25 protein-coding genes and 1 other RNA gene are annotated in these 25,031 nt (G+C 71.5%); 23 read left to right on the forward strand and 3 right to left on the reverse strand.

Annotation, left to right across the window (positions count from 1 at the left end; all coding sequences use genetic code 11):
• Position 1: 1 nt before the first annotated feature.
• The 7 genes from EEW87_RS00880 to smpB all read left to right on the forward strand — a co-directional run bounded on the left by EEW87_RS00880 (position 2) and on the right by smpB (position 6,747).
• Complete coding sequence (locus EEW87_RS00880) at positions 2-304, forward strand: hypothetical protein (protein ID WP_123091035.1); 303 nt, start codon at positions 2-4, stop codon at positions 302-304.
• A 144-nt stretch (positions 305-448) separates the two neighbouring features.
• A complete protein-coding gene (locus tag EEW87_RS00885) occupies positions 449-1,672 on the forward strand; it encodes an AI-2E family transporter (protein WP_123091034.1) in 1,224 nt (407 codons plus the stop codon).
• Between the two features lie 40 nt (positions 1,673-1,712).
• Positions 1,713-2,825 (forward strand): peptide chain release factor 2, encoded by a 1,113-nt coding sequence (prfB, locus tag EEW87_RS00890; protein ID WP_163562356.1) that lies wholly within the window; start codon positions 1,713-1,715, stop codon positions 2,823-2,825.
• Positions 2,826-2,947: 122 nt separating this feature from the next.
• Positions 2,948-3,814: a cell division ATP-binding protein FtsE gene (gene ftsE / locus EEW87_RS00895; protein WP_123091033.1), complete on the forward strand. Its 867-nt coding sequence runs from the start codon at positions 2,948-2,950 to the stop codon at positions 3,812-3,814.
• Positions 3,811-4,719, forward strand: coding sequence for a permease-like cell division protein FtsX (gene ftsX, locus EEW87_RS00900; protein WP_123091032.1), 909 nt, complete (start codon positions 3,811-3,813; stop codon positions 4,717-4,719). Before ftsE ends, ftsX begins: the two co-directional genes overlap by 4 nt.
• A gap of 89 nt (positions 4,720-4,808) precedes the next feature.
• Positions 4,809-6,170 (forward strand): M23 family metallopeptidase, encoded by a 1,362-nt coding sequence (locus tag EEW87_RS00905; RefSeq protein ID WP_123091031.1) that lies wholly within the window; start codon positions 4,809-4,811, stop codon positions 6,168-6,170.
• 97 nt (positions 6,171-6,267) lie between these two features.
• Positions 6,268-6,747 carry an SsrA-binding protein SmpB gene (gene smpB / locus EEW87_RS00910; protein WP_236571966.1) on the forward strand — a complete coding sequence of 160 codons (480 nt, stop codon included), beginning with the start codon at positions 6,268-6,270 and terminating at the stop codon, positions 6,745-6,747.
• A gap of 90 nt (positions 6,748-6,837) precedes the next feature.
• On the opposite strand, the gene EEW87_RS00915 is transcribed toward smpB, so the two are convergent.
• The gene (locus tag EEW87_RS00915) at positions 6,838-7,008 is read right to left on the reverse strand and encodes a CsbD family protein (RefSeq protein WP_068273614.1); all 171 of its coding nucleotides are present in this window, start codon (positions 7,006-7,008) and stop codon (positions 6,838-6,840) included.
• Positions 7,009-7,165: 157 nt separating this feature from the next.
• Between EEW87_RS00915 and ssrA the strand changes: the two genes are divergently transcribed.
• From ssrA to EEW87_RS00955, 8 genes are all read left to right on the forward strand, one after another.
• Positions 7,166-7,531: a transfer-messenger RNA gene (gene ssrA / locus EEW87_RS00920) on the forward strand.
• A gap of 116 nt (positions 7,532-7,647) precedes the next feature.
• Complete coding sequence (locus tag EEW87_RS00925) at positions 7,648-8,040, forward strand: VanZ family protein (RefSeq protein WP_240341625.1); 393 nt, start codon at positions 7,648-7,650, stop codon at positions 8,038-8,040.
• Positions 8,041-8,247: 207 nt separating this feature from the next.
• Positions 8,248-10,470, forward strand: coding sequence for a DEAD/DEAH box helicase (locus tag EEW87_RS00930; protein ID WP_123091029.1), 2,223 nt, complete (start codon positions 8,248-8,250; stop codon positions 10,468-10,470).
• A 10-nt stretch (positions 10,471-10,480) separates the two neighbouring features.
• Positions 10,481-11,035: a YqgE/AlgH family protein gene (locus tag EEW87_RS00935; protein ID WP_123091028.1), complete on the forward strand. Its 555-nt coding sequence runs from the start codon at positions 10,481-10,483 to the stop codon at positions 11,033-11,035.
• A gap of 53 nt (positions 11,036-11,088) precedes the next feature.
• On the forward strand, positions 11,089-11,388 hold the full coding sequence (locus tag EEW87_RS00940; protein ID WP_068273618.1) for a DUF3039 domain-containing protein: 300 nt from the start codon (positions 11,089-11,091) through the stop codon (positions 11,386-11,388).
• A 140-nt stretch (positions 11,389-11,528) separates the two neighbouring features.
• The gene (locus EEW87_RS00945) at positions 11,529-12,518 is read left to right on the forward strand and encodes a zinc metalloprotease (protein ID WP_240341626.1); all 990 of its coding nucleotides are present in this window, start codon (positions 11,529-11,531) and stop codon (positions 12,516-12,518) included.
• 135 nt (positions 12,519-12,653) lie between these two features.
• Positions 12,654-14,414 (forward strand): DEAD/DEAH box helicase, encoded by a 1,761-nt coding sequence (locus EEW87_RS00950; RefSeq protein WP_068273622.1) that lies wholly within the window; start codon positions 12,654-12,656, stop codon positions 14,412-14,414.
• Positions 14,411-14,695, forward strand: a complete 285-nt coding sequence (locus EEW87_RS00955; RefSeq protein WP_123091027.1) for a hypothetical protein — start codon at positions 14,411-14,413, stop codon at positions 14,693-14,695. The genes EEW87_RS00950 and EEW87_RS00955 overlap by 4 nt, the downstream gene beginning before the upstream one ends.
• Positions 14,696-14,714: 19 nt before the next feature.
• Here the strand turns inward: EEW87_RS00955 and EEW87_RS00960 are convergent, their stop codons facing one another.
• Positions 14,715-15,200, reverse strand: coding sequence for an Lrp/AsnC family transcriptional regulator (locus EEW87_RS00960; RefSeq protein WP_123091026.1), 486 nt, complete (start codon positions 15,198-15,200; stop codon positions 14,715-14,717).
• A 107-nt stretch (positions 15,201-15,307) separates the two neighbouring features.
• On the opposite strand from EEW87_RS00960, the gene hppD reads away from it, so the two are divergent.
• The 7 genes from hppD (at position 15,308) to mnhG (ending at position 23,089) form a co-directional block, all read left to right on the forward strand.
• Positions 15,308-16,546: a 4-hydroxyphenylpyruvate dioxygenase gene (hppD, locus tag EEW87_RS00965; protein WP_123091025.1), complete on the forward strand. Its 1,239-nt coding sequence runs from the start codon at positions 15,308-15,310 to the stop codon at positions 16,544-16,546.
• A gap of 110 nt (positions 16,547-16,656) precedes the next feature.
• Positions 16,657-19,569: a Na+/H+ antiporter subunit A gene (locus tag EEW87_RS00970; protein WP_225985062.1), complete on the forward strand. Its 2,913-nt coding sequence runs from the start codon at positions 16,657-16,659 to the stop codon at positions 19,567-19,569.
• Positions 19,566-20,069, forward strand: coding sequence for a Na(+)/H(+) antiporter subunit C (locus EEW87_RS00975; RefSeq protein ID WP_123091024.1), 504 nt, complete (start codon positions 19,566-19,568; stop codon positions 20,067-20,069). Before EEW87_RS00970 ends, EEW87_RS00975 begins: the two co-directional genes overlap by 4 nt.
• A complete protein-coding gene (locus tag EEW87_RS00980) occupies positions 20,066-21,808 on the forward strand; it encodes a Na+/H+ antiporter subunit D (protein WP_123091023.1) in 1,743 nt (580 codons plus the stop codon). The genes EEW87_RS00975 and EEW87_RS00980 overlap by 4 nt, the downstream gene beginning before the upstream one ends.
• Positions 21,805-22,371, forward strand: a complete 567-nt coding sequence (locus EEW87_RS00985) for a Na+/H+ antiporter subunit E (protein ID WP_123091022.1) — start codon at positions 21,805-21,807, stop codon at positions 22,369-22,371. The genes EEW87_RS00980 and EEW87_RS00985 overlap by 4 nt, the downstream gene beginning before the upstream one ends.
• The gene (locus tag EEW87_RS00990) at positions 22,368-22,733 is read left to right on the forward strand and encodes an MrpF/PhaF family protein (protein ID WP_191563043.1); all 366 of its coding nucleotides are present in this window, start codon (positions 22,368-22,370) and stop codon (positions 22,731-22,733) included. Before EEW87_RS00985 ends, EEW87_RS00990 begins: the two co-directional genes overlap by 4 nt.
• Complete coding sequence (gene mnhG / locus EEW87_RS00995) at positions 22,730-23,089, forward strand: monovalent cation/H(+) antiporter subunit G (protein ID WP_068273640.1); 360 nt, start codon at positions 22,730-22,732, stop codon at positions 23,087-23,089. The genes EEW87_RS00990 and mnhG overlap by 4 nt, the downstream gene beginning before the upstream one ends.
• A 6-nt stretch (positions 23,090-23,095) precedes the next feature.
• On the opposite strand, the gene EEW87_RS01000 is transcribed toward mnhG, so the two are convergent.
• Positions 23,096-24,139: a saccharopine dehydrogenase gene (locus EEW87_RS01000; RefSeq protein ID WP_123091021.1), complete on the reverse strand. Its 1,044-nt coding sequence runs from the start codon at positions 24,137-24,139 to the stop codon at positions 23,096-23,098.
• Between the two features lie 70 nt (positions 24,140-24,209).
• Here EEW87_RS01000 and EEW87_RS01005 point away from each other — a divergent pair, with 70 nt between their 5' ends.
• The gene (locus EEW87_RS01005) at positions 24,210-24,998 is read left to right on the forward strand and encodes an RDD family protein (RefSeq protein ID WP_123091020.1); all 789 of its coding nucleotides are present in this window, start codon (positions 24,210-24,212) and stop codon (positions 24,996-24,998) included.
• The last annotated feature ends 33 nt before the right edge of the window (positions 24,999-25,031 follow it).

A 25,031-nucleotide genomic window follows, 5' to 3' on the forward strand; every position in this document is an offset into this window, starting at 1 on the left:
GATGAGAAGGGCGACGATCGACCGCCTGCTCGAGGGTCTCGAGGAGGACGGCGAGCGGGAGGCCCGCTACGTCGGGAGACGGGTCGTCTTCGAGCGCGACGGGGTGCCGTACGCGTGGTGGGTGGTGAGCGAGGACGAGCTGCGCGAGGCGGTGCGCCACGCCGGCCCCGGAGCCAGGGGGGCCTTCGGTCACCGCGGTGCTGACGGGATGAGCTTCGTCATGCAGCGGGTGTACTCGGTGCTCGAGCTCGAGCGGGACCTCGGCGACCTGCCGGGGGAGTGGACCTTCGTCCGGGACCACTGACTCGAAGAAGAAGAGTCACGTCGAGGTGACAGATCCTCTTCGAACCAGCGTCCCTCCGGGACCCGGGTGCGCGCGGTCGGGGGTGTCGGTCACAATCGCCGTGGCGGACACCCCTTCGCCCTGACCCGACCTGTGAGGCGCCCCGTGACGACCACGCCCGACCCCGACAAGCCCGCCGAGCCGGCGGACGAGGTCGCCCACCGGACGGACGGGAGCGTCGAGACCGAGCCGGCGAAGGGGGAGGACACGGTCCCCGTCGCAGAGGTCGCCACGGTCGACCGGGAGCACGAGCACCCTGCCCCACCGCGCCGCGAGATCCGCACCGTCCTGCCCCCGACGCTCACCCTGCTCATCGGCATCGCCGGGGCGGTCATCGCCATCGGCGGGCTGAAGTCCGTGGCGTCGATCATCGCGCCGACCTTCCTCGCGATCACCCTCATCATGGCCGTCTACCCGGTCTACCGGGCCATCGCCGCCGTGCTGCCCCGTGCCCTCGGCGCCGTCGTCATGCTCCTGCTCCTCTACGGTCTGCTCTTCCTGCTCGTCGGCTCGATCGGGCTCGCGGCGGGCAAGCTCGCGACCGAGCTGCCGAAGTACGGCGACACCTTCGACGACCTCGTCGAGTCCGGCCGCAGCACGCTCATCGGGTGGGGCGTCGGGCAGGACCAGATCGACAACGCGATGACGAACTTCGACATCCGCGACCTCTCCGGCATCGCCCGCGGCCTGGCCAACGCGCTCACCGGGCTGACCTCCTCGATGCTCTTCCTGCTCACGGTGATGCTCTTCCTCACCATGGACGCCGGCGGCTTCCCCAAGCGGCTCACCCGGGTGCACGTCGTCAAGCCCGATATCGCCGACGCCCTGGCCGACTTCGCCGAGCGGGTGCGCAAGTACTGGGTCGTCTCGACGACCTTCGGCATCGTCGTCGCCGTCATCGACGCGCTCGCGCTCATGGCCCTCGACGTGCCGCTGCCGCTGACCTTCGGGCTGCTCGCCTTCGTGACGAACTACATCCCCAACATCGGCTTCGTCATCGGGCTCGTGCCGCCGGCGCTGCTCGCCCTGCTCGACGGGGGAGTGGAGAAGCTCATCTGGGTGGTCGTCGTCTACAGCGTCGTCAACTTCGTCATCCAGACCGTGCTCCAGCCGAAGTTCACCGGCGACGCCGTGGGCATCAACGCGACGACCGCCTTCCTCTCCCTCATCTTCTGGAGCTACGTCTTCGGCGCGCTCGGGGCCCTGCTCGCCATCCCCTTCACCCTGCTCGTCAAGAGCCTGCTCATCGACCGCGACCCCGACGCGCGCTGGCTCAACCAGTTCATCGCCTCCAACCCCGACCAGTCCTCGTCCGCCCAACCGGTGTAGCGGCGAGCGGCCCGGCGGGGCTGCCGTACTCTTGCTGATCGTGGCTGTCGACTTCACCCAGGAGATCCAAGACCTACGCACGACGATGAGCTCGGTGCGCGAGGTGAGCGACGTCCCCAGGCTCCAGGCGCAGGTCGAGGAGCTGGAGCGGCAGTCCTCGGACCCCTCGATCTGGGACGACCCGGACAACGCGCAGAAGGTCACCTCGGCCATGCAGCGCGCCCGCGCCGAGATCGACCGGATCACCGGCATGGACAGCCGCATCGACGACGTCGAGGCGCTCGTCGAGATGGGTCAGGAGGAGAACGACGCCGAGACCCTCGCCGAGGCCGAGCGCGAGCTCAAGGCCGTGCGCAAGGCCGTCGGCGAGCTCGAGGTCCGCACCCTGCTCTCCGGCGAGTACGACGAGCGCTCCGCGGTCGTGACGATCCGCGCCGGCGCCGGTGGCGTCGACGCCGCCGACTTCGCCGAGATGCTCATGCGGATGTACCTGCGCTGGGCCGAGCGCCACGGCTACCCGACGAAGGTCATGGACACCTCCTACGCGGAGGAGGCCGGCCTGAAGTCGGTGACCTTCGAGGTCAACGTGCCCTACGCCTACGGCAACCTGTCCGTCGAGGGCGGCACCCACCGGCTCGTGCGGATCTCCCCCTTCGACAACCAGGGGCGCCGCCAGACCTCCTTCGCCGCGGTCGAGGTCATCCCGCTCATCGAGGGCACCGACTCCATCGACATCCCGGAGAACGACCTCAAGATCGACGTCTTCCGCTCCTCGGGCCCCGGTGGTCAGTCGGTCAACACGACCGACTCGGCCGTGCGCATGACGCACATCCCCACCGGCACCGTCGTGTCGATGCAGAACGAGAAGAGCCAGATCCAGAACCGCGCCGCCGCGCTGCGCGTCATGCAGTCGCGCCTGCTGCTGCTCAAGAAGGCCGAGGAGGCCGCCGAGCGCAAGGAGCTCGCCGGCGACATCAAGGCCAGCTGGGGCGACCAGATGCGCTCCTACGTCCTCAACCCGTACCAGATGGTAAAGGACCTGCGCACCGAGCACGAGACCGGCAACCCCACCGCCGTCTTCGACGGCGAGATCGACGAGTTCATCGAGGCCGGCGTGCGCTGGCGCATCGAGCAGTCGAAGGCTCAGGACTGAGCGAAGGGGGACCCGGCGCGGGTGAACGCGCCGAGGTCCCCGAGGTGCGGCGGGGTCCCCAGGACCCCCACCTATCCTCGATGACGGCCTGCCCGCTCGACCCCTGAGGCTCGTACCACGCGATGATCCGCTTCGAAGACGTCACCAAGCTCTACCCCCGCCAGCAGCACCCCGCGCTGGACGGGGTGAGCCTCGACATCGCCCGGGGGGAGTTCGTCTTCCTCGTCGGCGCGTCCGGCTCGGGCAAGTCGACGATGCTGCGGCTGGCCATCCGCGAGGAGCAGGTCACCAAGGGCCGCCTCCTCGTCGGCGGCCACGACCTCAGCCGGCTGCCGGGCCGCAAGGTGCCCCAGCTGCGCCGTCAGATCGGCTCGGTCTTCCAGGACTTCCGCCTGCTGCCCAACAAGACGGTGGAGCAGAACATCGCCTTCGCGCTGCAGGTCATCGGCCGCCCGCGCCGCGCGATCCGCTCGCTCGTGCCCGAGACCCTCGACCTCGTCGGGCTCAACGGCATGGCCAAGAGATTCCCCCACGAGCTCTCCGGCGGTGAGCAGCAGCGCGTTGCCATCGCCCGGGCCGTCGTCAACCGCCCGCCGGTGCTGCTCGCCGACGAGCCGACCGGCAACCTCGACCCGGCGACCTCGCTCGACATCGTCCACCTGCTCAAGCGCATCCACGACTCGGGCACGACGATCCTCATGGCCACCCACGACAACACGATCGTCGACAGCATGCAGCAGCGCGTCGTCGAGATCGAGGACGGCGTCATCATCCGCGACGAGGCCACCGGCGGCTACGTGCCCAAGGTCGTCGACTCGGTCGACCGCGAGGAGCGGGTGGCCGAGCGTGACGACGACGACCCGCTCGAGGAGCGCCGCGACCCCGACGAGGAGCAGGCCGAGGCCGAGCGCCGGGCCGAGCAGGACGCCGAGCCCGTGGCGGTGCAGAGCACCGAGTGGGACGACTGGGACGAGGAGGAGGCGCGATGAGGCCGACCAACGTCCTCGTCGACGCATGGCAGGGCCTGCGTCGCAACAAGTCGATCGCCATCTCCGTCGTCCTCGTGACGATGATCTCGATGTACCTCCTCGGCGTCGGGGTCCTCGCCCAGCGCCAGGTCACGACGATGAAGGGCTACTGGTACGACCGGGTCCAGGTCTCGATCTACCTGTGCACCGACAGCTCGAGCCAGCCCAACTGCGCCGAGGGCGCGGTGACCGACGAGCAGCGCGAGACGATCGAGGCCCAGCTCGAGGAGTCCCGCCCGCTCGTCAAGGAGGTCTACTTCGAGAGCGAGCAGGAGGCCTACGACCGCTTCCGCGAGGACTACAAGAACTCGCCGCTCAGCAAGAACATCCGCGTGGGCGACATCCCGCCGAGCTATCGCGTGCAGCTGAGCGACCCCGAGCAGTACGAGACCGTGGCCTCGGCCTTCGAGAACGCGCCCGGGGTGGCGAGCGTGCCCGACCTGCGGCAGGTCTTCAGCAAGCTCTTCCAGGCGATCAACATCGCCTCGGCCGTCATGGTCGCGCTGTCCTTGCTCACGCTCGTCAGCGCCGTGCTGCTCATGGCGACGACGATCCGCCAGGCCGCCTTCACGAGGCGACGAGAGATCGCGATCATGAAGCTCGTCGGCGCGAGCAACAGCACGATCCGCACGCCCTTCATCATCGAGACCCTCGTCGCCGGGCTCGTCGGCACGGGTCTGGCCGTCGGCATGCTGTGGTTCTCGGCGTGGAGCCTCTTCGACGAGTACCTCATCCAGGAGACGACGGGCACCGCGCTCATCAGCAGCTCCGAGGTCCTCGTCATCGCGCCCGCCCTCTTCGGGCTCGTCGGCGTGCTCGCCATCGGCACCTCGACGATCACGCTGTGGAGATATCTGCGCGTCTAGGTCGGCGTGGGACCTCTGGGACCCGTGTGACACGCGGGGTTCGGTGACCTCCCTTCGCCTCCCAGGCGGCGCCGCTATCGTTCGACGCGATGAAGCGCTTCGCACCCCGGGCCGGCCGTACGAGCCGGGCCGCGACCAGCTCGGCCCTGGCAGTCTGCCTCGCCGCGGGTCTCGCGACGGCCTCGTGGGCCGCCGGTGACCCCGACCCCGCCGATAAGAAGCGCAAGGTCGACGACAGCATCAGTGCGACGAAGGCCGACCTCAGCGACACCTCCGCCGAGCTCGTCGAGGCCTACGACTCGCTCAAGAGCACCCGGGCCAAGCTGCCCGCCGCGCGCTCGAAGGCGAAGCAGGCCGAAGAGGTCGAGACCGCCGCGCAGACGAAGTACGACGACGCAGCCGCCGACCTGCGCGTGGCCAAGGCCGACGAGGCCAAGGCGCGCAAGGACATCCGCACGACGAGCACGAAGATCACCCGCGCCCGCTCCGACGTCGCGGGCTTCGCCGGCGAGGTCTACCAGCAGCAGGGTCTGGGCGACCTCTCCGTCGCGCTCGGGGCCGAGTCGCCCGGCGAGGTCATCGACCGCATGGTCATCGCCGACTCCGCCGGCGGCGCCCAGTCCGACTCGCTGGACTCGCTGACCACCTCGCGCGCCGACCTCGTCACCCAGCAGGACCGGCTCGAGGCGCTCAAGGACAAGACCCAGCAGGCCCGCGACGACGCGAGCACCGCGCTGTCGGACGCCAAGGTCGCCAAGACCGAGGCCGACGAGGCCGAGGCCGACCTCGAGTCGCTCGAGGCCGACCAGACGAGCCAGGCCAAGACGCTGCGCACCGAGCGGGCCAAGGAGCAGGGCCGGCTCACCGGTCTGCGCGCCGAGTCCGACCGCCTCGGCAAGATCCTCGAGGAGCGCGCCCGCAAGGCCCGGGTCAAGGCCGCGAAGATCAAGGCCGCCCGCGAGGCCGAGCAGGCCCGGCAGGCCGAGGCCCGTCGTCGGGCCGCCGCAGCCCCCGAGCCCGAGGCCGCCGACCCCAACCCGACGCCTCCCGCGACGAGCTCGGGGGTCCTCGCGGCCCCGGTCAACGCGCCGATCACCTCGGAGTTCGGGCTGCGCTTCCACCCGATCCTCAACTACTGGCGCCTGCACGCCGGTCGCGACTACGGCGGCGCGTGCGGCGCCCCGGTGCGCGCGGCGGCCGACGGCACGATCGTCTCGGCGGGCGTCGCCGGCGGGTACGGCAACCAGATCGCCGTCGACCACGGGGTCAAGCGCGGCGTGCTGCTCTCGACGACGTACAACCACCTGCAGGCCTTCGCCCGCACCTCCGGCACGGTCAAGCGCGGCGAGCTCATCGGCTACGTCGGCACGACCGGGACCTCGACCGGCTGCCACCTGCACTTCGAGACCTACGAGAACGGCACCCCGGTCGACCCGCGCCGCTGGCTCTGAGCCCCGGACAACCGAGTAGGTCCCGCCCGCGCCGCCAGGTAGCGTGATGCTCCCCGGCAGGGGCACGACGTACAGCGAGCGAGGACGGGTGAGATCGGTGGCCGACAAGGGCCAGGCGGGCCGCAAGGTCATCGCCAGCAACCGCAAGGCGCGGCACGACTACCTCATCGAGGACACCTACGAGGCCGGGCTGGCGCTCATGGGCACCGAGGTCAAGGCGCTGCGCATGGGCCGGGCCAACCTGGTGGACGGCTACGCGACCTTCTACCGCGACGAGCTCTACCTCGAGGGCGTGCACATCCCCGAGTACCTCAACGGCTCGTGGACCAACCACACCCCGCGGCGCCGTCGCAAGCTCCTCCTGCACCGCCGCGAGCTCGACAAGCTGCACGCCGCCGTCCACGCGAGCGGGCGGACCATCGTGCCGCTCTCGCTCTACTTCTCCGGCAGCGTCGTCAAGGTCGAGATCGCCGTCGCGACCGGCAAGAAGCACTACGACAAGCGCCACGCCCTGCGCGAGCGCCAGGACCGCCGTGAGACCGAGCGCGCGGTCTTCGGGCGGCACCGCGGGGAGTGACCCGCGCCCGGTCGCACCGGGTCGAGCACGACGAAGGGGTGGCCCGCCGAGTCGGCGGGCCACCCCTTCGCGCTGATCAGGGTCAGAGGGTCACTTGAAGGTGTCCTTGACGTTCTCGCCAGCGGCCTTGAGGTTGCCCTTGCTCTCCTGAGCCTGGCCCTCGGCCTGCATCTCCGGGTCGTCCTTGGCGTCGCCCGCAGCCTGCTTGGCCTTGCCGGCCAGCTGGTCCTTCGCGTTCTCGATCTTGTCGCCGATACCCATATGTGCCTCCTGGGGTGTGGTGGTCCGTGCTCCTCGACACTAGGCGGCCTGCCTGGGCATTTGGTGGCAGCGGGGGAGGGGAATGCGGTTGGCGGCCCCGCGGTTGAGGACGGTAGTCTCACCCCACAACTCAACAGCGTGACGTGGACACCCTCACGGGGGTGATCGGTTTCGACATTGGTCGGTCCTGCAGGAGAAGCGGGTCGAGGATGCACGGTCATCTCGTCAACGCCCCGTGCACATCAATAGGTGCCGATTCCAAGCGCACCGACTTCGCCCTCGCCGCCTGAGCGAGCCCGAAGTCCGTTGGTCTGAGCTCGATCTCGGCTCAGTAACCAGCGTCAGCTAGAGATCTTGCTGCGCAGCGGTGTCGGGACGCTGCGCGGGACTCCTTCTCGACTGGGCCTGTCAGGGGACGTGTGCGTGCGAGCCCTGAGGCCGAGAAAATCCATAGCGCACTGCACCCGGAGAAGTCCTGCTCGTCTACCAGTGGACGCGGGTTCGATTCCCGCCACCTCCACCACCGTGACCCACGTCAGCAGCCGATGGCCGCCCGCACGAGATCTATCGAGCGGGCGGCCGTCGGCATGCCCGGGGGAGGGCGAAGGGGGCGTGGCCCGGTGTGCTGGGATGAGGCCCGTGAGCACCTCGACGACGGGACGCCCCGTCCAGACCGGTCGGCGGCGTCTGGCCGTCGTCCTCACCGTGGTCGCCGTCCTCGTCCAGCTGGTCGTGCTCTACGACCCGAGCCCCGCCGGGGGAGGGGACATCCCCTTCGCCGACAAGGTGGTCCACGCCCTCGTCTTCGGCGTGCCCGTCGCCCTCGCCGGCTGGGCCCGGCTGCGGTGGGTGTGGGTGGCCGCGCTGATGGCCGTGCACGCCCCGGTGAGCGAGATCGTCCAGGGCCTGGCGCTGCCCGCCCGCAGCGGCGATCCCTTCGACGTCGTCGCCGACCTCGTCGGCGTGGTGCTCGGTGCGCTCGTCGCCCGCCGGCTGAGCGGTGTGTCAGGAGCACCGTCCGCGCGCTGGTAGACTCGGACCTTCGTCGTCACGGACTGCGCACTGCTGCGCCCCGCGATCGCTCCCGGTCGCTGATGATCCCTCACCCGTGACGACCGCCGGGCCGCACGGATGCCGCCCGGTCCATGGGCGCCGCAGAGCGCCTGAGACTCGTCTGGTGCGGTCACCCCTTCGCGGTGGCTCGAGACGTGTCTGCTCGAGCCAGAAGGTGATGTTGACATGCCCGCGAAGAACCCGAACAAGAAGGCCCGCTGGAGCGCTGCCGAGAAGGCTGCTGCCAGCACGAAGGGGCCGAAGAAGCCCTACCACCGCGGCCAGAAGCCGGCGGATGACGCCCCCCGCGGCGCCAAGCGTCCCGTGCGCGCCGCCGAGGACCGCCCGCGTCGCGTCCGCAAGGACGGCGCCGAGGACCAGGGCCAGCGTCGTTGGGAGCGCCGCGAGGACACCCGCCCCGGTGGCTTCCGCTCCGACGACCGTCGCGGTGGCGGCTTCCGCTCCGACGACCGTCGTAGCGACGACCGTCGTGGTGGCTTCCGCTCCGATGACCGTCGTGACGGCGGCTTCCGCAGCGACGACCGCCGCGGTGGTGGTTTCCGCAGCGATGACCGTCGTGACGGCGGCTTCCGCAGCGACGACCGCCGCGGTGGCGGCTTCCGCTCGGACGACCGTCGCAGCGATGACCGCCGTGGCGGCTTCCGCAGCGACGACCGTCGTACCGACGACCGCCGTGGTGGCTTCCGCAGCGACGACCGTCGTACAGATGACCGTCGCGGTGGCTTCCGCAGCGACGACCGTCGTAGTGACGACCGTCGTGGTGGCGGTTTCCGCTCGGACGACCGTCGTACTGATGACCGTCGTGGTGGCTTCCGCTCCGACGACCGTCGCACCGACGACCGCCGTGGCGGCTACCGCGGCGACGACCGCCGTGACGGTGGCTTCCGCTCCGACGACCGCCGGGGCGGGTCCCGCGAGGGCTTCCGTCGCGGTCCCCGCGACGAGCGCCAGGGCTACCGTCCCCGCTTCGACCGCGAGCAGACCTCGCAGGACCACCACCAGGACGCCGAGGCGGAGCGGATGGAGGCCGACAGCTGGGTCTCCGCGGCTCGCACGACGACCACCGAGCCCGTGACGGTCGCCGAGGACAACGGCTTCGCCGCGCTCGGCCTGCCCGAGCGCCTCGTCGAGCGGCTCGCCCGCGAGGGCATCTCGAGCCCCTTCCCGATCCAGGAGGCGACGATCCCCGACGCCCTGGCCGGCAAGGACGTCCTCGGCCGTGGCCAGACCGGGTCGGGCAAGACGCTCGCCTTCGGCCTGCCGACGATCGCCCGCCTCTCCGGCGAGCGCTCGAAGCCCCGCCGCCCCCGTGCCCTCGTCCTCGTGCCGACGCGTGAGCTCGCGATGCAGGTGAGCGACTCGCTCGAGCCGCTCGTGCACGTCGCCGGGCTGCGTCACAAGCTCGTCGCCGGTGGCCTGTCCTACACGGGTCAGATCGCCGCGCTCGACAAGGGCGTCGACCTGCTCATCGCGACCCCGGGCCGTCTCGTCGACCTGCTCGACCGCGAGGCCGTCATCCTCGACTCCATCGAGGTGACGATCCTCGACGAGGCCGACCACATGGCCGACATGGGCTTCGTCCCGGCCGTGACCCGCGTCCTCGACGAGGTCCCCGAGGGCGGGCAGCGCCTGCTCTTCTCGGCGACGCTCGACAAGGGTGTCGACACCCTGGTCCAGCGCTACCTCGTCGACCCGGTGACCCACTCGACGAACGACGCCACCGCGTCGGTCGACACGATGGAGCACCACATCCTCGTCATCGACCCGCAGCACAAGAAGGTCATCACCGCGGAGGTGGCCAACCGCGAGGGCCGCACCGTCGTCTTCTGCCGCACCAAGCTCGGTGCCGACCGCGTCGCCCTCCAGCTGCGCGAGTCCGGTGTCCGCGCCGCGGCCCTCCACGGCGGTCTGACCCAGGGCGCCCGCAACAAGGTGCTCGGGGCCTTCCGCACCGGTCGGATCCCCGTGCTCGTCGCCACCGACGTCGCTGCCCGCGGCATCCACGTCGACGACGTCTCGGTCGTCCTGCAGGCGGACCCGCCCGCGGACCACAAGGACTACCTCCACCGCGCGGGCCGCACCGCCCGCGCCGGTGAGCGCGGCACCGTCGTCACCCTCGCCCTGCCGCACCAGCGCAAGATGATGGAGCGCATGGCGACCGACGCCGGTCTCGAGGCCCGTCCGGTCAAGGCGGCCCCCGGTGACGAGGTCCTCGAGGCCGCCGGTGCGGCGCCCGTGAGCGGCGTGCCGATCGACGAGGCCGACTTCCGCAAGCTGCTCGACCCCCGGCCTGCACGGCGCCACGGTGGCACCGGCGGCCCGCGCGGTGCGCGCACCGGTGGGCAGTACCGGGGCGGCGGCCAGCGCCGCGGGCCGCGTCACGGGTGATGATGTAGGCATGGACAGCCTGGCCGGACGTCTGCTCGTGAGCACCCCTGAGATCACCGACGGGGTCTTCGACCGCAGCATCGTGCTCGTGCTGGCCCATGACGAGCAGTCCGCCGAGGGCGTCGTCATCAACAAGCCCGTCCAGGCGCCGATCGACGCCGTCCTGCCAGGGTGGCAGGACGGCGCGAGCGAGCCGCAGAAGGTCTTCCAGGGCGGGCCCGTCCAGACCGACTCGGCGGTCGGGCTCGTCGGGGTCCCCGGCGACGGGGAGCCCCCCGTGGGGGTCAAGCGCCTCTTCGGCGGGATCGGCCTGGTCGACCTCGACGCCCCGCAGGAGAGCGTGTGGCCCGCGATCAGCGCGCTGCGCATCTTCGCCGGGTACTCGGGGTGGACCGCCCCGCAGCTCGCCGGCGAGATCGAGCGGGGCGGCTGGTTCGTCTGCGACGCCGAGATCGGCGACGTCTTCGACGCGGACCCGGCGACGCTGTGGCGTCGGGTCCTGCGTCGTCAGCGCGGCGTCATGGCCTGGGTCTCGACCTACCCCGAGGACCCGACCCAGAACTGACGCGGCGCCGACGCGGGGCTGACCCCCTTCGCGCCTCGTCCTAGACTCGCCCCATGAGCGAGCCACTGCCCCCGAGCGGGCCCGACGCCGACCCCACCTCTCCGGGGACCTCCACCGGGTTGCTCGAGCGCACTGAGGTCACCCCGCAGCTGCAGGAGCCGGGCGACCACGAGCGCTTCTCGCACTACGTGCGCAAGGAGAAGATCCTCGAGTCGGCGCTGTCCGGCGAGCCCGTGACGGCCCTGTGCGGCAAGAAGTGGATCCCCGGTCGCAACCCCGACAAGTTCCCGGTGTGCCCGATCTGCAAGGAGATCTACCAGGGCCTGCGCGACCCCCAGGACGGCGAGGACTGACCCCTCTCGCACCCGGGAGCGCTTGGCCGAACCTTTGCCAACTCCTGGGTGCAGACGGGGTGCCGCCCTGACCATCGGGCTCCTAGCGTCCGAGGTAACGGCCGGGACACACCCGGCCCGTCACCCCTGATGGAGAGCCTGTGAAGTCCACGCGCGCCCTTGTCGCCCCCGCCCTGCTCGCCCTGGCCCTGACCGGGTCCGCCCCCGCTCTGCCCGCCCTCGCCGGCGCGGACGCCGCCGACGCCGGCACCTCCCGCGTCTCGGCCTCGCACGCCGACGAGCACTGCGACGAGGAGGTCTCCGCGACCGCCCGCAGCACCGGCAAGGGCGGCAAGGTCAAGGACCCGCACACCCTGAGCCAGGCCCAGGTCGACATCCGCGAGGACGCCTTCCAGGACGCGCTCGTCGACAAGGGCCTGCGGCTCAGCCCGACCGGCAAGGTCGCCGCGAAGGGCAAGCCCGGCACCGCGCAGTTCGCCTCGACGAACGTCCCCGTGTACTTCCACGTCATCACCGACGGGACGAACGGCAAGCTCACCTCGACCCAGATCAGCTCGCAGGTCAAGGTCCTCAACGACGCCTACGCGGGCTCGGGCTTCTCCTTCACCCTCGCCGGCACCGACACCACGGTGAACTCCGCCTGGTACAACGGCCTCGACCACGGCTCGACCGCCGAGTCGCAGATGAAGAGCGCCCTGCGCAAGGGCGGCAAGAACGCCCTCAACGTCTACAGCGCCGACCTCGCCGGCGGTCTGCTCGGCTGGGCGACCTTCCCCACCCGCAACATCGGCAGCAACGACGGCGTCGTCATCCTCGACGGCTCGGTGCCCGGCGGCAACGCCGCGCCGTACAACCTCGGCGACACCGGCACCCACGAGGTCGGCCACTGGCTCGGGCTGTACCACACCTTCCAGGGCGGCTGCCAGGACGGCGACTACGTCGCCGACACCCCCGCCGAGGCCCAGCCCGCCTCCGGCTGCCCGACCGGCGCCGACACCTGCCCGGCCAAGCCCGGTCTCGACCCGATCCGCAACTTCATGGACTACTCCGACGACGCGTGCATGGACCACTTCACCGCCAACCAGGTGACCCGCATGCAGAACCAGTGGGTGACCTACCGGGCGAGCTGACCCGACCCCGACGAAGGGGGCGTCGCACGAGGTCGTGCGGCGCCCCCTTCGTCATGCCGTCCCGCCGTGCCGTCGGCAGTCTCGCCGGGCACGCTTTCGTCGCAGTCGGTGCGGCGGCTTACCCTGGTCGGCGTCATGAGCCAGCACGCCGCGTCGAACCTGCCCCCCGCCTTCCCGGAGCGGGCAGCCTGGGGGACCGCCGGGGCGCTGCGGGCCTGGCAGGCCGAGGCGCTGGAGAAGTACCTCGGCAGCGGCGCGCGCGACTTCCTCGCCGTCGCGACCCCGGGAGCGGGCAAGACGACCTTCGCCCTGCGGGTCGCCGCCGAGCTGCTGACCCGCGGCGAGATCGAGGCGGTGACGGTCGTCGCGCCCACCGAGCACCTCAAGACGCAGTGGGCCGACGCCGCGGCCCGCGTGGGCATCCACCTCGACCCGAAGTTCTCGAACTCCGTCGGCTCGACGAGCAGCGACTACGACGGCGTCGCCGTCACCTACGCCCAGGTCGCCTCGCGCGCCTCGGTCCACGAGGCCCGCACGAGGTCGCGGCGCACCTTCGTCATCCTCGACGAGATCCACCACGGCGGCGACAACAAGTCGTGGGGCAGCGCGATCCGCGAGGCCTTCGAGCCGGCCACCCGCCGTCTCGCGCTCACCGGCACGCCCTTCCGCTCCGACACCAACCCCATCCCCTTCGTCACCTACGAGTACGGCGACGACGGGATCCTGCGCTCCTCGGCCGACTACACCTACGGCTACGCCCAGGCGCTCGCCGACCACGTCGTGCGCCCCGTGCTCTTCATGGCCTACGGCGGCGGCATGCGCTGGCGCACCCGCGCGGGCGACGAGGTCGCGGCCCGTCTCGGCGAGCCGATGACCAAGGACCTCGCGGCGCAGGCCTGGCGCACCGCGCTCGACCCGAAGGGGGAGTGGGTCCCCTCGGTCCTCTCGGCCGCCGACAAGCGGCTGACCGAGGTGCGTCGGCACGTCGAGGACGCCGGGGGGCTCGTCATCGCGAGCAACCAGACCCAGGCCCGCGCCTACGCGCGCATCCTCGAGTCGATCACCGGCGAGAAGCCCACCGTCGTGCTCTCCGACGACCCGGGCAGCTCGGCGCGCATCGAGACCTTCGCCGCGAGCAGCTCGCGGTGGATGGTCGCCGTGCGCATGGTGTCCGAAGGGGTGGACGTCCCGCGCCTGTGCGTCGGGGTCTACGCGACGTCGACCTCGACGCCGCTGTACTTCGCCCAGGCCGTCGGGCGCTTCGTGCGGGCGCGCAAGCGCGGCGAGACCGCCTCGGTCTTCCTGCCGAGCGTGCCGGTGATCCTCGCCCACGCCGGGACGATGGAGGTCGAGCGCGACCACGCCCTCGACCGCCCCGAGCCCGAGGCCGGCGAGGAGCAGATCTGGTCCGAGGAGGAGGGCCTGCTCGAGGAGGCCAACCGCGACGAGGGCGCGAGCGACGACCTGCTCGGCAGCTTCGAGGCGCTCGAGTCCGACGCGCACTTCGACCACGTGCTCTACGACAGCAAGCAGTGGGGCCTGCACGCCGACGTCGGCTCCGACGACGAGCAGGACTACCTCGGCCTGCCCGGTCTGCTCGAGCCCGACCAGGTGCACGCGCTGCTCTCCGAGCGGCAGAGCAAGCAGTCAGCGAAGACCGGTCGGAAGCGCCCGGCCGAGCCGCAGACGGTCTCGGCGCACCGGGCGCTGGCCAGCCAGCGCAAGGAGCTCAACTCGCTCGTCTCGGCCTACGCGACCAAGAAGTCCGTCGCCCACGCGAACGTCCACATGGACCTGCGCCGGGCGTGCGGCGGGCCGGAGCTGGCCACGGCGACGAGCGAGCAGGTCACCGAGCGGATCGAGACCATCCGGCGCTGGTTCGTCGGCCGTCGGTGAGCGTGCTCGAGGCGAAGATCGCCGTCACCCAGGTCGCCCTCGTCGTCATCGCGGTCCTGCTGGCGACGGCCTTCACCGCCGGCGCCGTGGCGACGGGGACCTGGGCGTGGCTCGTCGCCGTGCCGATGGACCTCGTGGGAGCGGCGCTCGTCGTCGTCGGCGGTCAGCGCCGCCGCCGCACCGACGGGGCGCGGGGGATGGCGGTCTCGGTGCTCGGCGGGCTGCTCGTCGTCGGGTCGATCTGGGCCGCCTTCGTGCTGGGCGACCTGCTCGCGTCCTAGCGGCTCGTGCGGGCCCGGCTCACACGAGACCGGCGGCCCGGTGGACGAGAGGGCCGGTGCGCATCGGCAGGTGGGTGACGAGCGCGATCGCGGTGCTCGCCCGGATGACGTGGACGTCGTCGATCATCTCGTCGATGACGCGGCCGAGATCGGCGTTGTCGCGCGCCACGACCCGCACGATGAGGTCGCCGTCACCGGTCGTCGAGTGGATCTCGAGGACCTGCGGCAGCCCGCTGAGGTGCGCGACGACCGGCCCGTGACCCTGGCGCTGGTTGATCTCGAGGGTGCAGAAGGCGGTGACGGGGAAGCCGAGCGCCTCCGGGTCGACCTGGGGTGCGAGCGAGGCGATGACCCCGGTCGTCTGCAACCGGTCCAGACGCGCCTGCACGGTGCCGCGGGCGACCCCGAGCTCGCGCGAGGCGCCGAGCACGCCGATCTGCGGCTGCTGCGTCAGCAGGTCGAGCAGGCGGGCGTCGAGCTCGTCGATGCCGTCGGGTCTGGCCATGGTCACATTGTGCTCGCGTGCCGATGTATGTCGCAAGGTCCTGGACAGCCTGTCCAGTGTCGGATGCTTCCCTTGCGCAGACTGCATGTCGGTTGGACCCTCGGCTCATGACTGACACGACAGCGACGTCGACCCCGCCCCTCGACCTCACCGAGCAGGAGCGTCAGGCCGACCTGGATCTCGACCAGCTCAAGCAGCTCGTCGGTCTCGTCGAGTACGACGAGAGCACCGACCCCTTCCCGGTGACCGGGTGGGACGCCATCGTCTTCGTCGTCGGCAACGCGACCCAGACGGCGCACTACTACCAGTCCGCGTGGGGCATGGAGCTCGTCGCCTACTCCGGCCCGGAGAACGGCAACCGCGACCACAAGGCCTTCGTCCTGAAGTCCGGCTCGATCCGCTTCGTCGTCAAGGGCGCCGTGAGCCCCGACAGCCCGCTCATCGCCCACCACGCGACGCACGGCGACGGCGTCGTCGACATCTCGCTCGAGGTGCCCGACGTCGACCGGTGCATCGCCCAGGCCAAGGCCGCCGGGGCGACCGTGCTCCAGGAGCCGGAGACCGTCACCGACGAGCACGGCGCGATCCGCGTCGCCGCCATCGCCACGTACGGCGAGACCCGCCACACCCTCGTGCAGCGCGTCGTCGACGGCCAGACCTACGCCGGCCCGTACCTGCCCGGGTACGTCGCGAGGACCTCCGGCTTCGTCAAGCGCGACGGCGCCCCGAAGCGCCTCTTCCAGGCCCTCGACCACATCGTCGGCAACGTCGAGCTCGGCCGGATGGACGAGTGGGTCGGCTTCTACAACCGGGTCATGGGCTTCGTGAACATGGCCGAGTTCATCGGCGACGACATCGCCACCGAGTACTCGGCGCTCATGAGCAAGGTCGTCGCCAACGGCAACCACCGCGTGAAGTTCCCCCTCAACGAGCCGGCCATCGCCAAGAAGCGCAGCCAGATCGACGAGTACCTCGACTTCTACGCCGGTCCCGGTGCCCAGCACCTCGCCCTGGCGACGAACGACATCCTGCGCACGGTCGACGAGCTGCGCACCGAAGGCGTGGAGTTCCTCGACACCCCGGACGCGTACTACGACGACCCCGAGATGCGCGCGCGCATCGGCGAGGTCCGTGTCCCCATCGAGGAGCTCAAGGCGCGCGGCATCCTCGTCGACCGCGACGAGGACGGCTACCTGCTGCAGATCTTCACCAAGCCGCTCGGCGACCGCCCGACGGTCTTCTTCGAGATCATCGAGCGTCACGGCTCGCTCGGCTTCGGCAAGGGCAACTTCAAGGCGCTCTTCGAGTCCATCGAGCGCGAGCAGGACAAGCGCGGCAACCTCTGAGGCGCCGCCGCGCGGCCCCCAGGAGACCTCGACGCCCCGTCGGCCCCCACGGCCGACGGGGCGCCGTCGTCCCTGACGTAAACTTGGGCTGACCCACCGACCGCCGATGCTTGCATCTGCACGACAGCCGGAGGCCCCTTCTGCTCCCCCTTCTCGCCGCGCACGTCGTCCTCGCCGTGCTGGCGCCCGTGCTCATCGGCCGGATGGGGAGTCGCGCGTTCTACGTGCTGGCCCTCGGACCGGCCGCCACGACGGTGTGGGCCCTGGCCCAGACCGACGTCGCGATGCGCGGGGAGGTCACCCAGCAGCTGACGTGGGTCCCGGCCCTCGACATGAGCGTCACGCTCGTCATGGGGCCGCTCCAGTGGTTGATGACGCTCGTCGTCGCCGGGGTGGGGGCCCTGGTCCTCGCGTACTGCGCCGCCTACTTCGGCGAGGGCGAGGCCGGGCGTGGTCTGCTCGCCGGCACGCTCGTCGCCTTCGCCGGCGCGATGCTCGGCCTGGTGTGGGCCGACAACCTGCTCATCACCTACGTCTTCTGGGAGCTGACGACGGTCTTCAGCTTCTTGCTCATCGGCTTCGACCCGGCCAAGCGCTCCGCGCGCGCCGCCGCGACGACCGCCCTCGTCGTCACGACCCTCGGCGGGCTCGCGATGCTCGTCGGCATCCTCGTCCTCGGCGGCCTGGCGGGCACCTACTCGATCAGCGGGATCCTCGCCTCGCCGCCGGCCAGCTCCGGCGCGCTGTCCGCGGCGGTCGTGCTGCTCCTCCTCGGCGCCCTGAGCAAGTCGGCGCTCTTCCCCTTCCACTTCTGGCTGCCCGGGGCGATGGCCGCGCCGACCCCGGTGAGCGCCTACCTCCACGCCGCCGCGATGGTCAAGGCCGGCGTCTTCCTCGTCGCGCTGCTCGTCCCCGCCTTCGCCGACGTCCCGGGCTGGCGCGAGCTGCTCCTGCCCCTGGGCGCCCTGACGATGCTCATCGGCGGGTGGCGCTCCCTTCGCCAGTACGACATCAAGCTGCTCCTCGCCTACGGCACGGTCTCCCAGCTCGGCTTCCTGCTCACCGTCCTCGGGGTCGGCTCGCAGATGACCGCCTTCGCCGGCATGGCGATGGTGCTCGCGCACGCGCTCTTCAAGGCCACGCTCTTCCTCGTCGTCGGCATCATCGACAAGCACGCCGGCACTCGCGACATCCGCAAGCTGCACGGGCTGCGGCACCGCATGCCGCTCGTCTTCGCCTTCGCGGTGCTCGCGAGCATGTCGATGGCCGGGCTGCCCCCGCTCATCGGCTTCATCGGCAAGGAGAGCATCTGGGCGGCGCTGCTCGCCGTCGCGACCGAAGGGGACGGGACCCCCCTTCGCGGGTGGGCCGGGTGGGCCGTCGTCGTCGCCCTCGTCCTTGGCACGGTGCTCACCGTCGCGTACACCCTGCGCTTCCTGCACGGCGCCTTCTGGGGCCGTGGCCCGGCCGACGAGGACACGCCGTGCACCCACGTCTCGCCGCGCTACTGGGCCGTCCCGGGCGTCCTCGCCCTGCTCAGCCTCGGTCTCGGCTTCAGCGGCGCCGTGCTCAGCGAGCACATCTGGCCCTACGCCGAGCAGCTCGAGCCGGCCCTGCACCCCGAGGAGCTGGCCCTGTGGCACGGCGTCGGGGGACCGCTCCTGCTGTCGGTCCTCGCGACCCTCGGGGGCGTCCTGCTCTTCCTCGGGCGCAAGACCTTCGGCCAGCTGCAAGGCGCGCTGTCCTTCGGCTGGAGCGCCGAGCGCGCGTACGGCTGGTCGATCCGCGGTCTCGAGCGGGCCGCGGTCGAGACGACCGGTCTGGCCCAGCGGGGCTCGGTGGCGATCTACCTCGCCGTCGCCCTCGTCGTCGTCGTCGCGGTGCCCGGCACCGTCGTGTGGACCGTCGAGCAGGGCGGCGGGGTCATCGCCTACGACACCCCGGCGCAGCTGCTCGTCGCCCTCGTCATCGTCCTCGCGGCGCTCGTGACGACCCGCTCTCGTCGTCGTCTGCGCGCCGTCATCCTCGTGAGCGTCACCGGGTACGGCTGCGCCCTGCTCTTCCTCCTGCACGGCGCGGTCGACCTCGCCCTGACCCAGGTGCTCGTCGAGACGATCAGCCTCGTCGTCTTCGTCCTCGTCCTGCGCCGTCTGCCGCAGCACTTCACCGACCGCCCGCTGACGCGCACGCGCTACTGGCGGATGGCGCTGGCCACCGCGGTCGCCGTCGTCGTCGGCGCGATCCTCACCGCCGCGACGATGTACCGCACCCAGGCCCCGCTCACCCCCGAGCTCGTCGCGGGCGCCATCGACTTCGGCGCGGGCTACAACGTCGTCAACGTCACCCTCGTCGACGTGCGCGCGTGGGACACCTTCGGCGAGATCTCGGTGCTCCTCGTCGCCGCTACCGGCGTCGCCTCGCTGCTCTTCATCGACACCCGCAGCGCGGGCATCCGACGGGTCGCCGACATCCCCTACCCGAAGGGGGTCAAGAAGCTGCCGAGCCAGCCCGGCCGCCGCGCGTGGCTGCCGGCCCCGCGCACCCTCGCGCCGGAGAACCGCTCGATCCTCTTCGAGGTCGTCACCCGGCTGATCTTCCACCCGATGCTCCTCATCGGGGTCTACCTGCTCTTCGCCGGGCACAACAACCCCGGCGGCGGCTTCGCCGGGGGCATCGTCGTCGGGCTCGCGCTCGTCGTGCGCTACCTCGCCGGCGGCCGCTACGAGCTCGACGAGGCGATGCCGGTCGACGCCGGTGTCGTCCTCGGTGCCGGGCTCTTCGTCGCCGCGATCTCGGCGCTGTCGCCGCTCGCCTTCGGCGGCCAGGTGCTCCAGTCCTTCGTGCTCGAGACCGACGTCCCGCTCCTCGGCCACGTCAAGCTCGTCAGCTCGCTCTTCTTCGACATCGGGGTCTTCCTCGTCATCATCGGGCTCGTGCTCGACCTGCTGCGCTCGCTCGGCTCCGGCATCGACCGGCACATCCGACGAGAGCAGCGCCAACGAGAGGAGGAGGCCGCAGCATGACCGTCAACCTCACGCTGGTCCTCGCGACGATGATCCTCGTCGGCTGCGGCGTCTACCTCATGCTCGAGCGCTCGCTGACCCGGGTGCTCGTCGGGCTCGTCATGCTGAGCAACGGCGTCAACCTCGGCTTCCTCGTCGTCAGCGGGCCGAGCGGACGCCCCCCGCTCGTCGACCGCTACGACGTCTCCGAGATCTCCGACCCGCTGCCCCAGGCCTTCGTGCTCACCGCGATCGTCATCACCCTGGGCACGACCGCCTTCCTGCTCGCCATGGCCTACCGCAGCTGGCAGCTGAGCGGCAACGACGACGTCAAGGACGACGTCGAGGACGCCGCGATCCGCCGCCTCGCCCACGAGGACCAGATGTCCGACGGCTACGACCTCGCCGCCGGCGAGACGACCGACGACGCCCTCGAGGTCTTCGACGAGGAGGGCGACGAGCCCGAGGGGCCCGACCACGACGGGGCCGGTCCGCGTGCGACCGCCCAGGAGACCCGATGAATTCCCTGATCCCCGTCCCCGTCCTGCTGCCGCTGCTCGGAGCGGGCCTCACGCTCGTGCTCGTGCACCGGCCGCGGGCCCAGCGCGCGGTCTCGGTTGCGGTGCTCGTGGCCGTCGTGGCCCTCGCGGCCTACCTGCTGTGGGCCGTCGACGAGCACGGCACGATGGCCGTCTGGGTCGGCGGCTGGGAGGCGCCGCTCGGCATCTCGCTCGTCGCCGACCGGCTCTCGACGCTCATGCTCCTCGTGAGCAGCTCGGTCGCGCTCGCCGTCCTCGTGTACTCGATCGGCCAGGGCATGATCGACGACGACGAGAGCGCGCCGGTCTCGATCTACCACCCGACCTTCCTCGTGCTCGTCGCCGGGGTGAGCAACGCCTTCCTCGCCGGCGACCTCTTCAACATCTTCGTCAGCTTCGAGATGCTGCTCTTCGCCTCGTACGTGCTGCTCACCCTCGGCGGCACCGAGAGCCGGATCCGCGCCGGGACGATCTACGTCGTCGTCAACATGCTCAGCTCGATGCTCTTCCTCATCTCCATCGCCGCGGTCTACGGGGCGACCGGGTCGGTCAACCTCGCCCGGCTGCACGAGAGCCTCGCCCAGCTGCCCGACCCCGTCGCGCTCACCCTGCAGCTGCTTCTCCTCACGACCTTCGGGGTCAAGGCGGCGATGTTCCCGCTCGGCTTCTGGCTGCCGGACAGCTACCCGACGGCCCCCGCACCGGTCACCGCGGTCTTCGCCGGCCTGCTGACGAAGGTCGGTGTCTACGCGATCCTGCGCACGCAGACGCTGCTCTTCCCCGACCGCCCGCTCACCGACCTGCTCCTCGTCGTCGCGGTGCTGACGATGGTGGTCGGCATCCTCGGCGCGGTCGCGCAGAGCGACCTCAAACGACTGCTGTCCTTCACCCTCGTCAGCCACATCGGCTACATGATCTTCGGCATCGCGCTGGCGACGAAGGGGGGAGTGTCGGGCGCCGTCTTCTACGTCGCGCACCACATCACCATCCAGACCGCGCTCTTCCTCGTGCTCGGCCTGCTCGAGCGCCGGGCGGGCTCGACCTCGCTCGTGCGCCTCGGCGGTCTCGCCCGGATCGCCCCGCTCATCGCGGTGCTCTTCTTCGTGCCCGCGATGAACCTCGCGGGCATCCCGCCGCTCTCGGGCTTCATCGGCAAGATCGGGCTGATGAGCGCCGGGGTCGAGACGGGCACCCCGCTCGCCTACGTCCTCGTCGCGGCGAGCGCCGTGACCTCGCTGCTCACCCTCTACGCCATCGCCAAGGCGTGGAGCCTGGCCTTCTGGCGCACCCCGGCCCAGGCGCACGAGCTCGCCCTGGCCATCGTCGCGCACGAGCAGACCACCGACGACGCGGTCGAGACGACCTCGGTCCCGGTCGGCACCAGCGGGCGGTGGCAGTCCGACGCCCTCGTCGAGGCCGAGTCCTTCACCCTCCAGCGCGAGGAGGCCGACGACGACGAGCGCCGTCGCAAGGACTCCGAGGCGGGGCCCGAGGCCTTCGACACCGAGGACGACGAGACGCTCTACGAGCGCGAGCTGCGTGGCGCGAGCCACCAGCTGCCGCGCTCGATGGTGGGGGCGACGGTCGCCCTCGTCGCCGCGAGCGTCATGCTCAGCGTCATCGGCGGGCCGCTGTACGGGCTCGCCGACCGCGCCTCGGCCGACCTGCTCGACCCCCAGGACTACGTCCAGGCGGTCCTGCCGACGGTGGAGTCGCGATGAGCACCCGAGACCACGGCGCGGTGGCCACCTCTGCGAAGACGCCCTCGCGGCGCACCCGCGTCAACCCCTTCCTCCTCGTCGTCCTCACGGCGCTGTGGGTGGCGCTGTGGGGCGAGCTCAACGTCTACAACGTCGTCGCCGGGCTGCTCGTCGCCGTCGGCGTCCAGGTGCTCCTGCCGCTGCCCCCGCTGCGCATCGACGGACGCGTGCACCCGGTGGCGCTGACAGCCTTCCTCGTCGGCTTCGTCTGGCAGACGCTCGTCGCGAGCGTCGTCGTCGCGCGGCACGTCCTCAGCCTGCGCACGACACCGCGCAACGCCGTCATGGAGGTCGACCTGCGCAGCGAGTCCGACTTCATCCTCACGCTCGTCGCGATCGTCACCTCGCTCATCCCCGGCTCGGTGGTCGTCGAGGCGCGGCGCTCGACGCACAGCCTCTTCATCCACGCCCTCGGCGTCGACGACGACGAGGCCGTCGAGCGGGAGCGCGAGCGCGTGCTGCGCACCGAGGAGCAGCTCATCCGGGCCTTCGGCCAGACCATCACCCCGCGGGAGCCCTCATGAGCACCGTCGTCGTCGGCATCTGCGTCGCCATGCTCGGCGTCGGGCTGCTGCTCCTGCTGGCCCGGATGACCATCGGCCCGACAGTGCTCGACCGGACCGTGAGCTTCGACGTCATGGTCGCCTTCGCGATCATCGGCATCTGCCTGCACGCCGCGGTCCTGCGCTCGACCGACAGCCTCGTCCTGCTCGTGGTGCTCACCCTCGTCGGCTTCATCGGCTCGGTGAGCGTCGCCCGTTTCATCGACCCGACGAGCGTGGACGACGACGGCGAGGAGCAGCCGGCCGGCGACGGCCGGGACGCGGAGGGCGAGGCGCTCGACGACTCGCCCGTGGAGGGCGTGGCCCGAGGGGAGATGCGATGACCCAGGTCCTCGACGTCCTCGCCTCGGTGTGCTTCGTCCTCGCGTGCTTCTTCGCCCTCGTCTCCGCGATCGGCATGTTCCGCTTCCCCGACCTGCTGAGCCGGATGCACGCGGGCACCAAGCCGCAGGTCGTGGGCCTCGGTCTCGCGCTGCTCGGGCTCGCGCTGTCGTTGCGCAGCATCCCCGTCGCGGTCCTGCTCGTCTTCGTCGCGGTCTTCCAGGGCGTCACGGCGCCCATCGCCTCGCACATGGTCGGGCGCGCGTCCTTCCGTGCCCGTCAGGTGCGCTCCGACCTGCTCGTCGTCGACGACCTCACGGAGACGCTCCAGGGCGAGGAGCCCCGCGGCGCCCCGTGAGCCCGCTCAGGCGCGCGCGCCCATGGCCTCGTCGAAGGATCGCTGCGCCGCCGTCCACGCCGGGCTGCCGCCGGGCAGCTGCAGCAGGGTCGGCAGGAGGTCGGCCGAGAAGGTCGTGCTCGCCTCGCGGGGCAGCAGTGAGGGCAGGTTGTCGATCGCGATGACGTCGACGGCCGGTCCGGCGCCGTCGTCGCGGACCCGTCGCACGGGCTGCTCCCACGTCGTCTCCTGCGTGACGACGGGCACGAGGTTGAGCTCGCTGGTGAAGTCGGCGGTGACGTCGGCGACCGTGCGCAGGCGTCGTGCCGGGTCGTCGAGGTCTGCGTCGGTGACGAAGGGGGGAGCCGGCGCCGTGACCATGACGCAGTTGACGAGCACGTCGTGGGCGAGGAGGGCCTCGCGGTCGAGGACGGCCGTCTCCGCGAGATCCCAGGCGGTGGCCTGCGAGCCGGCGACGGCGATCGCGTCGCGCGCGCCGGTGCCGCTGCGCCCGAGCGCCCCGGTCACGAGGTAGCGCTCGTCCTGCCCGGTGCTCGCGCGCAGGCGCGCGTCGAGCTCTTCGCGCTCCATCGGGTGCAGCGGTGTCTCGAGCGCACCTCGGGTGCTCAGCGCCGCGAGGGCCGCTCCGACGTAGCCGGCCCAGTAGCCGAAGGCGACGACCCGCCGGCCCTCGACCGTGAGGTACTCGATGTCGAGCAGGCGGCCCCCGCCGCGACGGAAGCGGGCGAGCAGCTCCTGGGCCCCGGTCTGGCCCTTGTAGGCGTGGCCGAAGAAGACGTGGGTGTGGCGCAGCTCGGCGGGCTCGTCGGGCAGCTCCTTGAGCCCGAGGACGACGGCGTCGGCGGGCGCGTCCACCCACGACAGCGCGTCGGCGAGCGTCGCGCCCGCGTCGGCGTACTCGTCGTCGGCGAAGACCCGCTGCGGGGAGCGCTCGACGGTCAGGGCGTGCCCGGCGGCGACGACGCGAGCCGCGTCGGCCGGGGTGAGGGGGGCACGTCGTTCCGTGCTCCGGGTCTCGTGCCGCATCCACAGGTGCATCGCGTCAGTCACGCGCCCATGCTGCCCCACCCGGACGCCGCCCGGGCCGGAGGCCTGCAGGCCGTCGTGAGAACCTGTGCCCATGACGCAGAGCCCCGAGCGCGCCGGCTGGTACGACGACCCGGAGGACCCGGAGCAGCTGCGCTACTTCGACGGCATCGTGTGGTCGCAGCGGGTCGTGCCCAAGCGCGCCCCGGTCCGGCAGCCCGAGCCCACCCCTTCGCCCGTCCCGGGTCACGTCGACCAGACCCCGGTCGGCTTCCCGCGCCAGCCGGCCCCGCAGGCCTCGTGGCAGGACGGCCCCCGCACCGCGCCCGGCGCGGGCGGGGTGGCCGCCGACGGCCGCCCGCTCGCGGGCTTCGGGCTGCGCCTGGCCTCGGGGCTCATCGACCTGCTCGTCGTGTGGGCGATCGGCGTCGTGACCGCGGGCTGGGCCTTCTGGCTGTGGATGGCCGACTACGTCGCCTTCGCCGTCGACAACGTCGGTGACCCCGACGCGGTGCAGCGCCTCGACCCCGACGACCTCGTCGCGTTCTTCGACTGGCGCTGGTTCACCATCGCCATCGGGCTCATGGCGCTCACCGCCTGGATCTATCACGTGCTCATGCTCACCCGGCGCGGCGGGACCGTCGGCAAGCTCGCGACGAGCACGACCGTGCGCGTCGTCGGCCAGCCGGTCGGCCCGCTCCCGGCGAGCGCGGCGATCCGCCGAACGAGCCTCGTCGTCCTGCTGTGGCTGCTGTGCAGCGTGCCGCTCATCTCCTGGTTCGCGGTGCCGGCGCTCGTCGTCGACCACGTGTGGGCCGCGCGCGACCCGCAGCGCCAGACCATCCACGACAAGCTTGCGGGGACCGAGGTCGTCCAGCGCTGAGCCGCGCCACCCCGTCGCCGCCCGGCATGCGGG

Origin of the sequence: Janibacter melonis (assembly GCF_003721155.3) — a bacterium.
Taxonomy (GTDB): domain Bacteria; phylum Actinomycetota; class Actinomycetes; order Actinomycetales; family Dermatophilaceae; genus Marihabitans; species Marihabitans melonis.

Excerpts from the sequence above, each read along its gene's own strand:
- EEW87_RS00950 (WP_068273622.1), top strand. The coding sequence starts at position 12,654 with ATGAGCCAGCACGCCGCGTCGAACCTGCCCCCCGCCTTCCCGGAGCGG.
- EEW87_RS00930 (WP_123091029.1), top strand. The coding sequence starts at position 8,248 with ATGCCCGCGAAGAACCCGAACAAGAAGGCCCGCTGGAGCGCTGCCGAG.
- EEW87_RS00960 (WP_123091026.1), bottom strand. The coding sequence starts at position 15,200 with ATGGCCAGACCCGACGGCATCGACGAGCTCGACGCCCGCCTGCTCGAC.
- EEW87_RS00905 (WP_123091031.1), top strand. The coding sequence starts at position 4,809 with ATGAAGCGCTTCGCACCCCGGGCCGGCCGTACGAGCCGGGCCGCGACC.
- EEW87_RS00990 (WP_191563043.1), top strand. The coding sequence starts at position 22,368 with ATGAGCACCGTCGTCGTCGGCATCTGCGTCGCCATGCTCGGCGTCGGG.
- ftsE (WP_123091033.1), top strand. The coding sequence starts at position 2,948 with ATGATCCGCTTCGAAGACGTCACCAAGCTCTACCCCCGCCAGCAGCAC.
- mnhG (WP_068273640.1), top strand. The coding sequence starts at position 22,730 with ATGACCCAGGTCCTCGACGTCCTCGCCTCGGTGTGCTTCGTCCTCGCG.
- EEW87_RS00975 (WP_123091024.1), top strand. The coding sequence starts at position 19,566 with ATGACCGTCAACCTCACGCTGGTCCTCGCGACGATGATCCTCGTCGGC.
- ftsX (WP_123091032.1), top strand. The coding sequence starts at position 3,811 with ATGAGGCCGACCAACGTCCTCGTCGACGCATGGCAGGGCCTGCGTCGC.
- EEW87_RS00880 (WP_123091035.1), top strand. The coding sequence starts at position 2 with ATGAGAAGGGCGACGATCGACCGCCTGCTCGAGGGTCTCGAGGAGGAC.
- EEW87_RS00980 (WP_123091023.1), top strand. The coding sequence starts at position 20,066 with ATGAATTCCCTGATCCCCGTCCCCGTCCTGCTGCCGCTGCTCGGAGCG.
- EEW87_RS00915 (WP_068273614.1), bottom strand. The coding sequence starts at position 7,008 with ATGGGTATCGGCGACAAGATCGAGAACGCGAAGGACCAGCTGGCCGGC.
- EEW87_RS00985 (WP_123091022.1), top strand. The coding sequence starts at position 21,805 with ATGAGCACCCGAGACCACGGCGCGGTGGCCACCTCTGCGAAGACGCCC.
- EEW87_RS00935 (WP_123091028.1), top strand. The coding sequence starts at position 10,481 with ATGGACAGCCTGGCCGGACGTCTGCTCGTGAGCACCCCTGAGATCACC.
- hppD (WP_123091025.1), top strand. The coding sequence starts at position 15,308 with ATGACTGACACGACAGCGACGTCGACCCCGCCCCTCGACCTCACCGAG.
- EEW87_RS01005 (WP_123091020.1), top strand. The coding sequence starts at position 24,210 with ATGACGCAGAGCCCCGAGCGCGCCGGCTGGTACGACGACCCGGAGGAC.
- EEW87_RS00940 (WP_068273618.1), top strand. The coding sequence starts at position 11,089 with ATGAGCGAGCCACTGCCCCCGAGCGGGCCCGACGCCGACCCCACCTCT.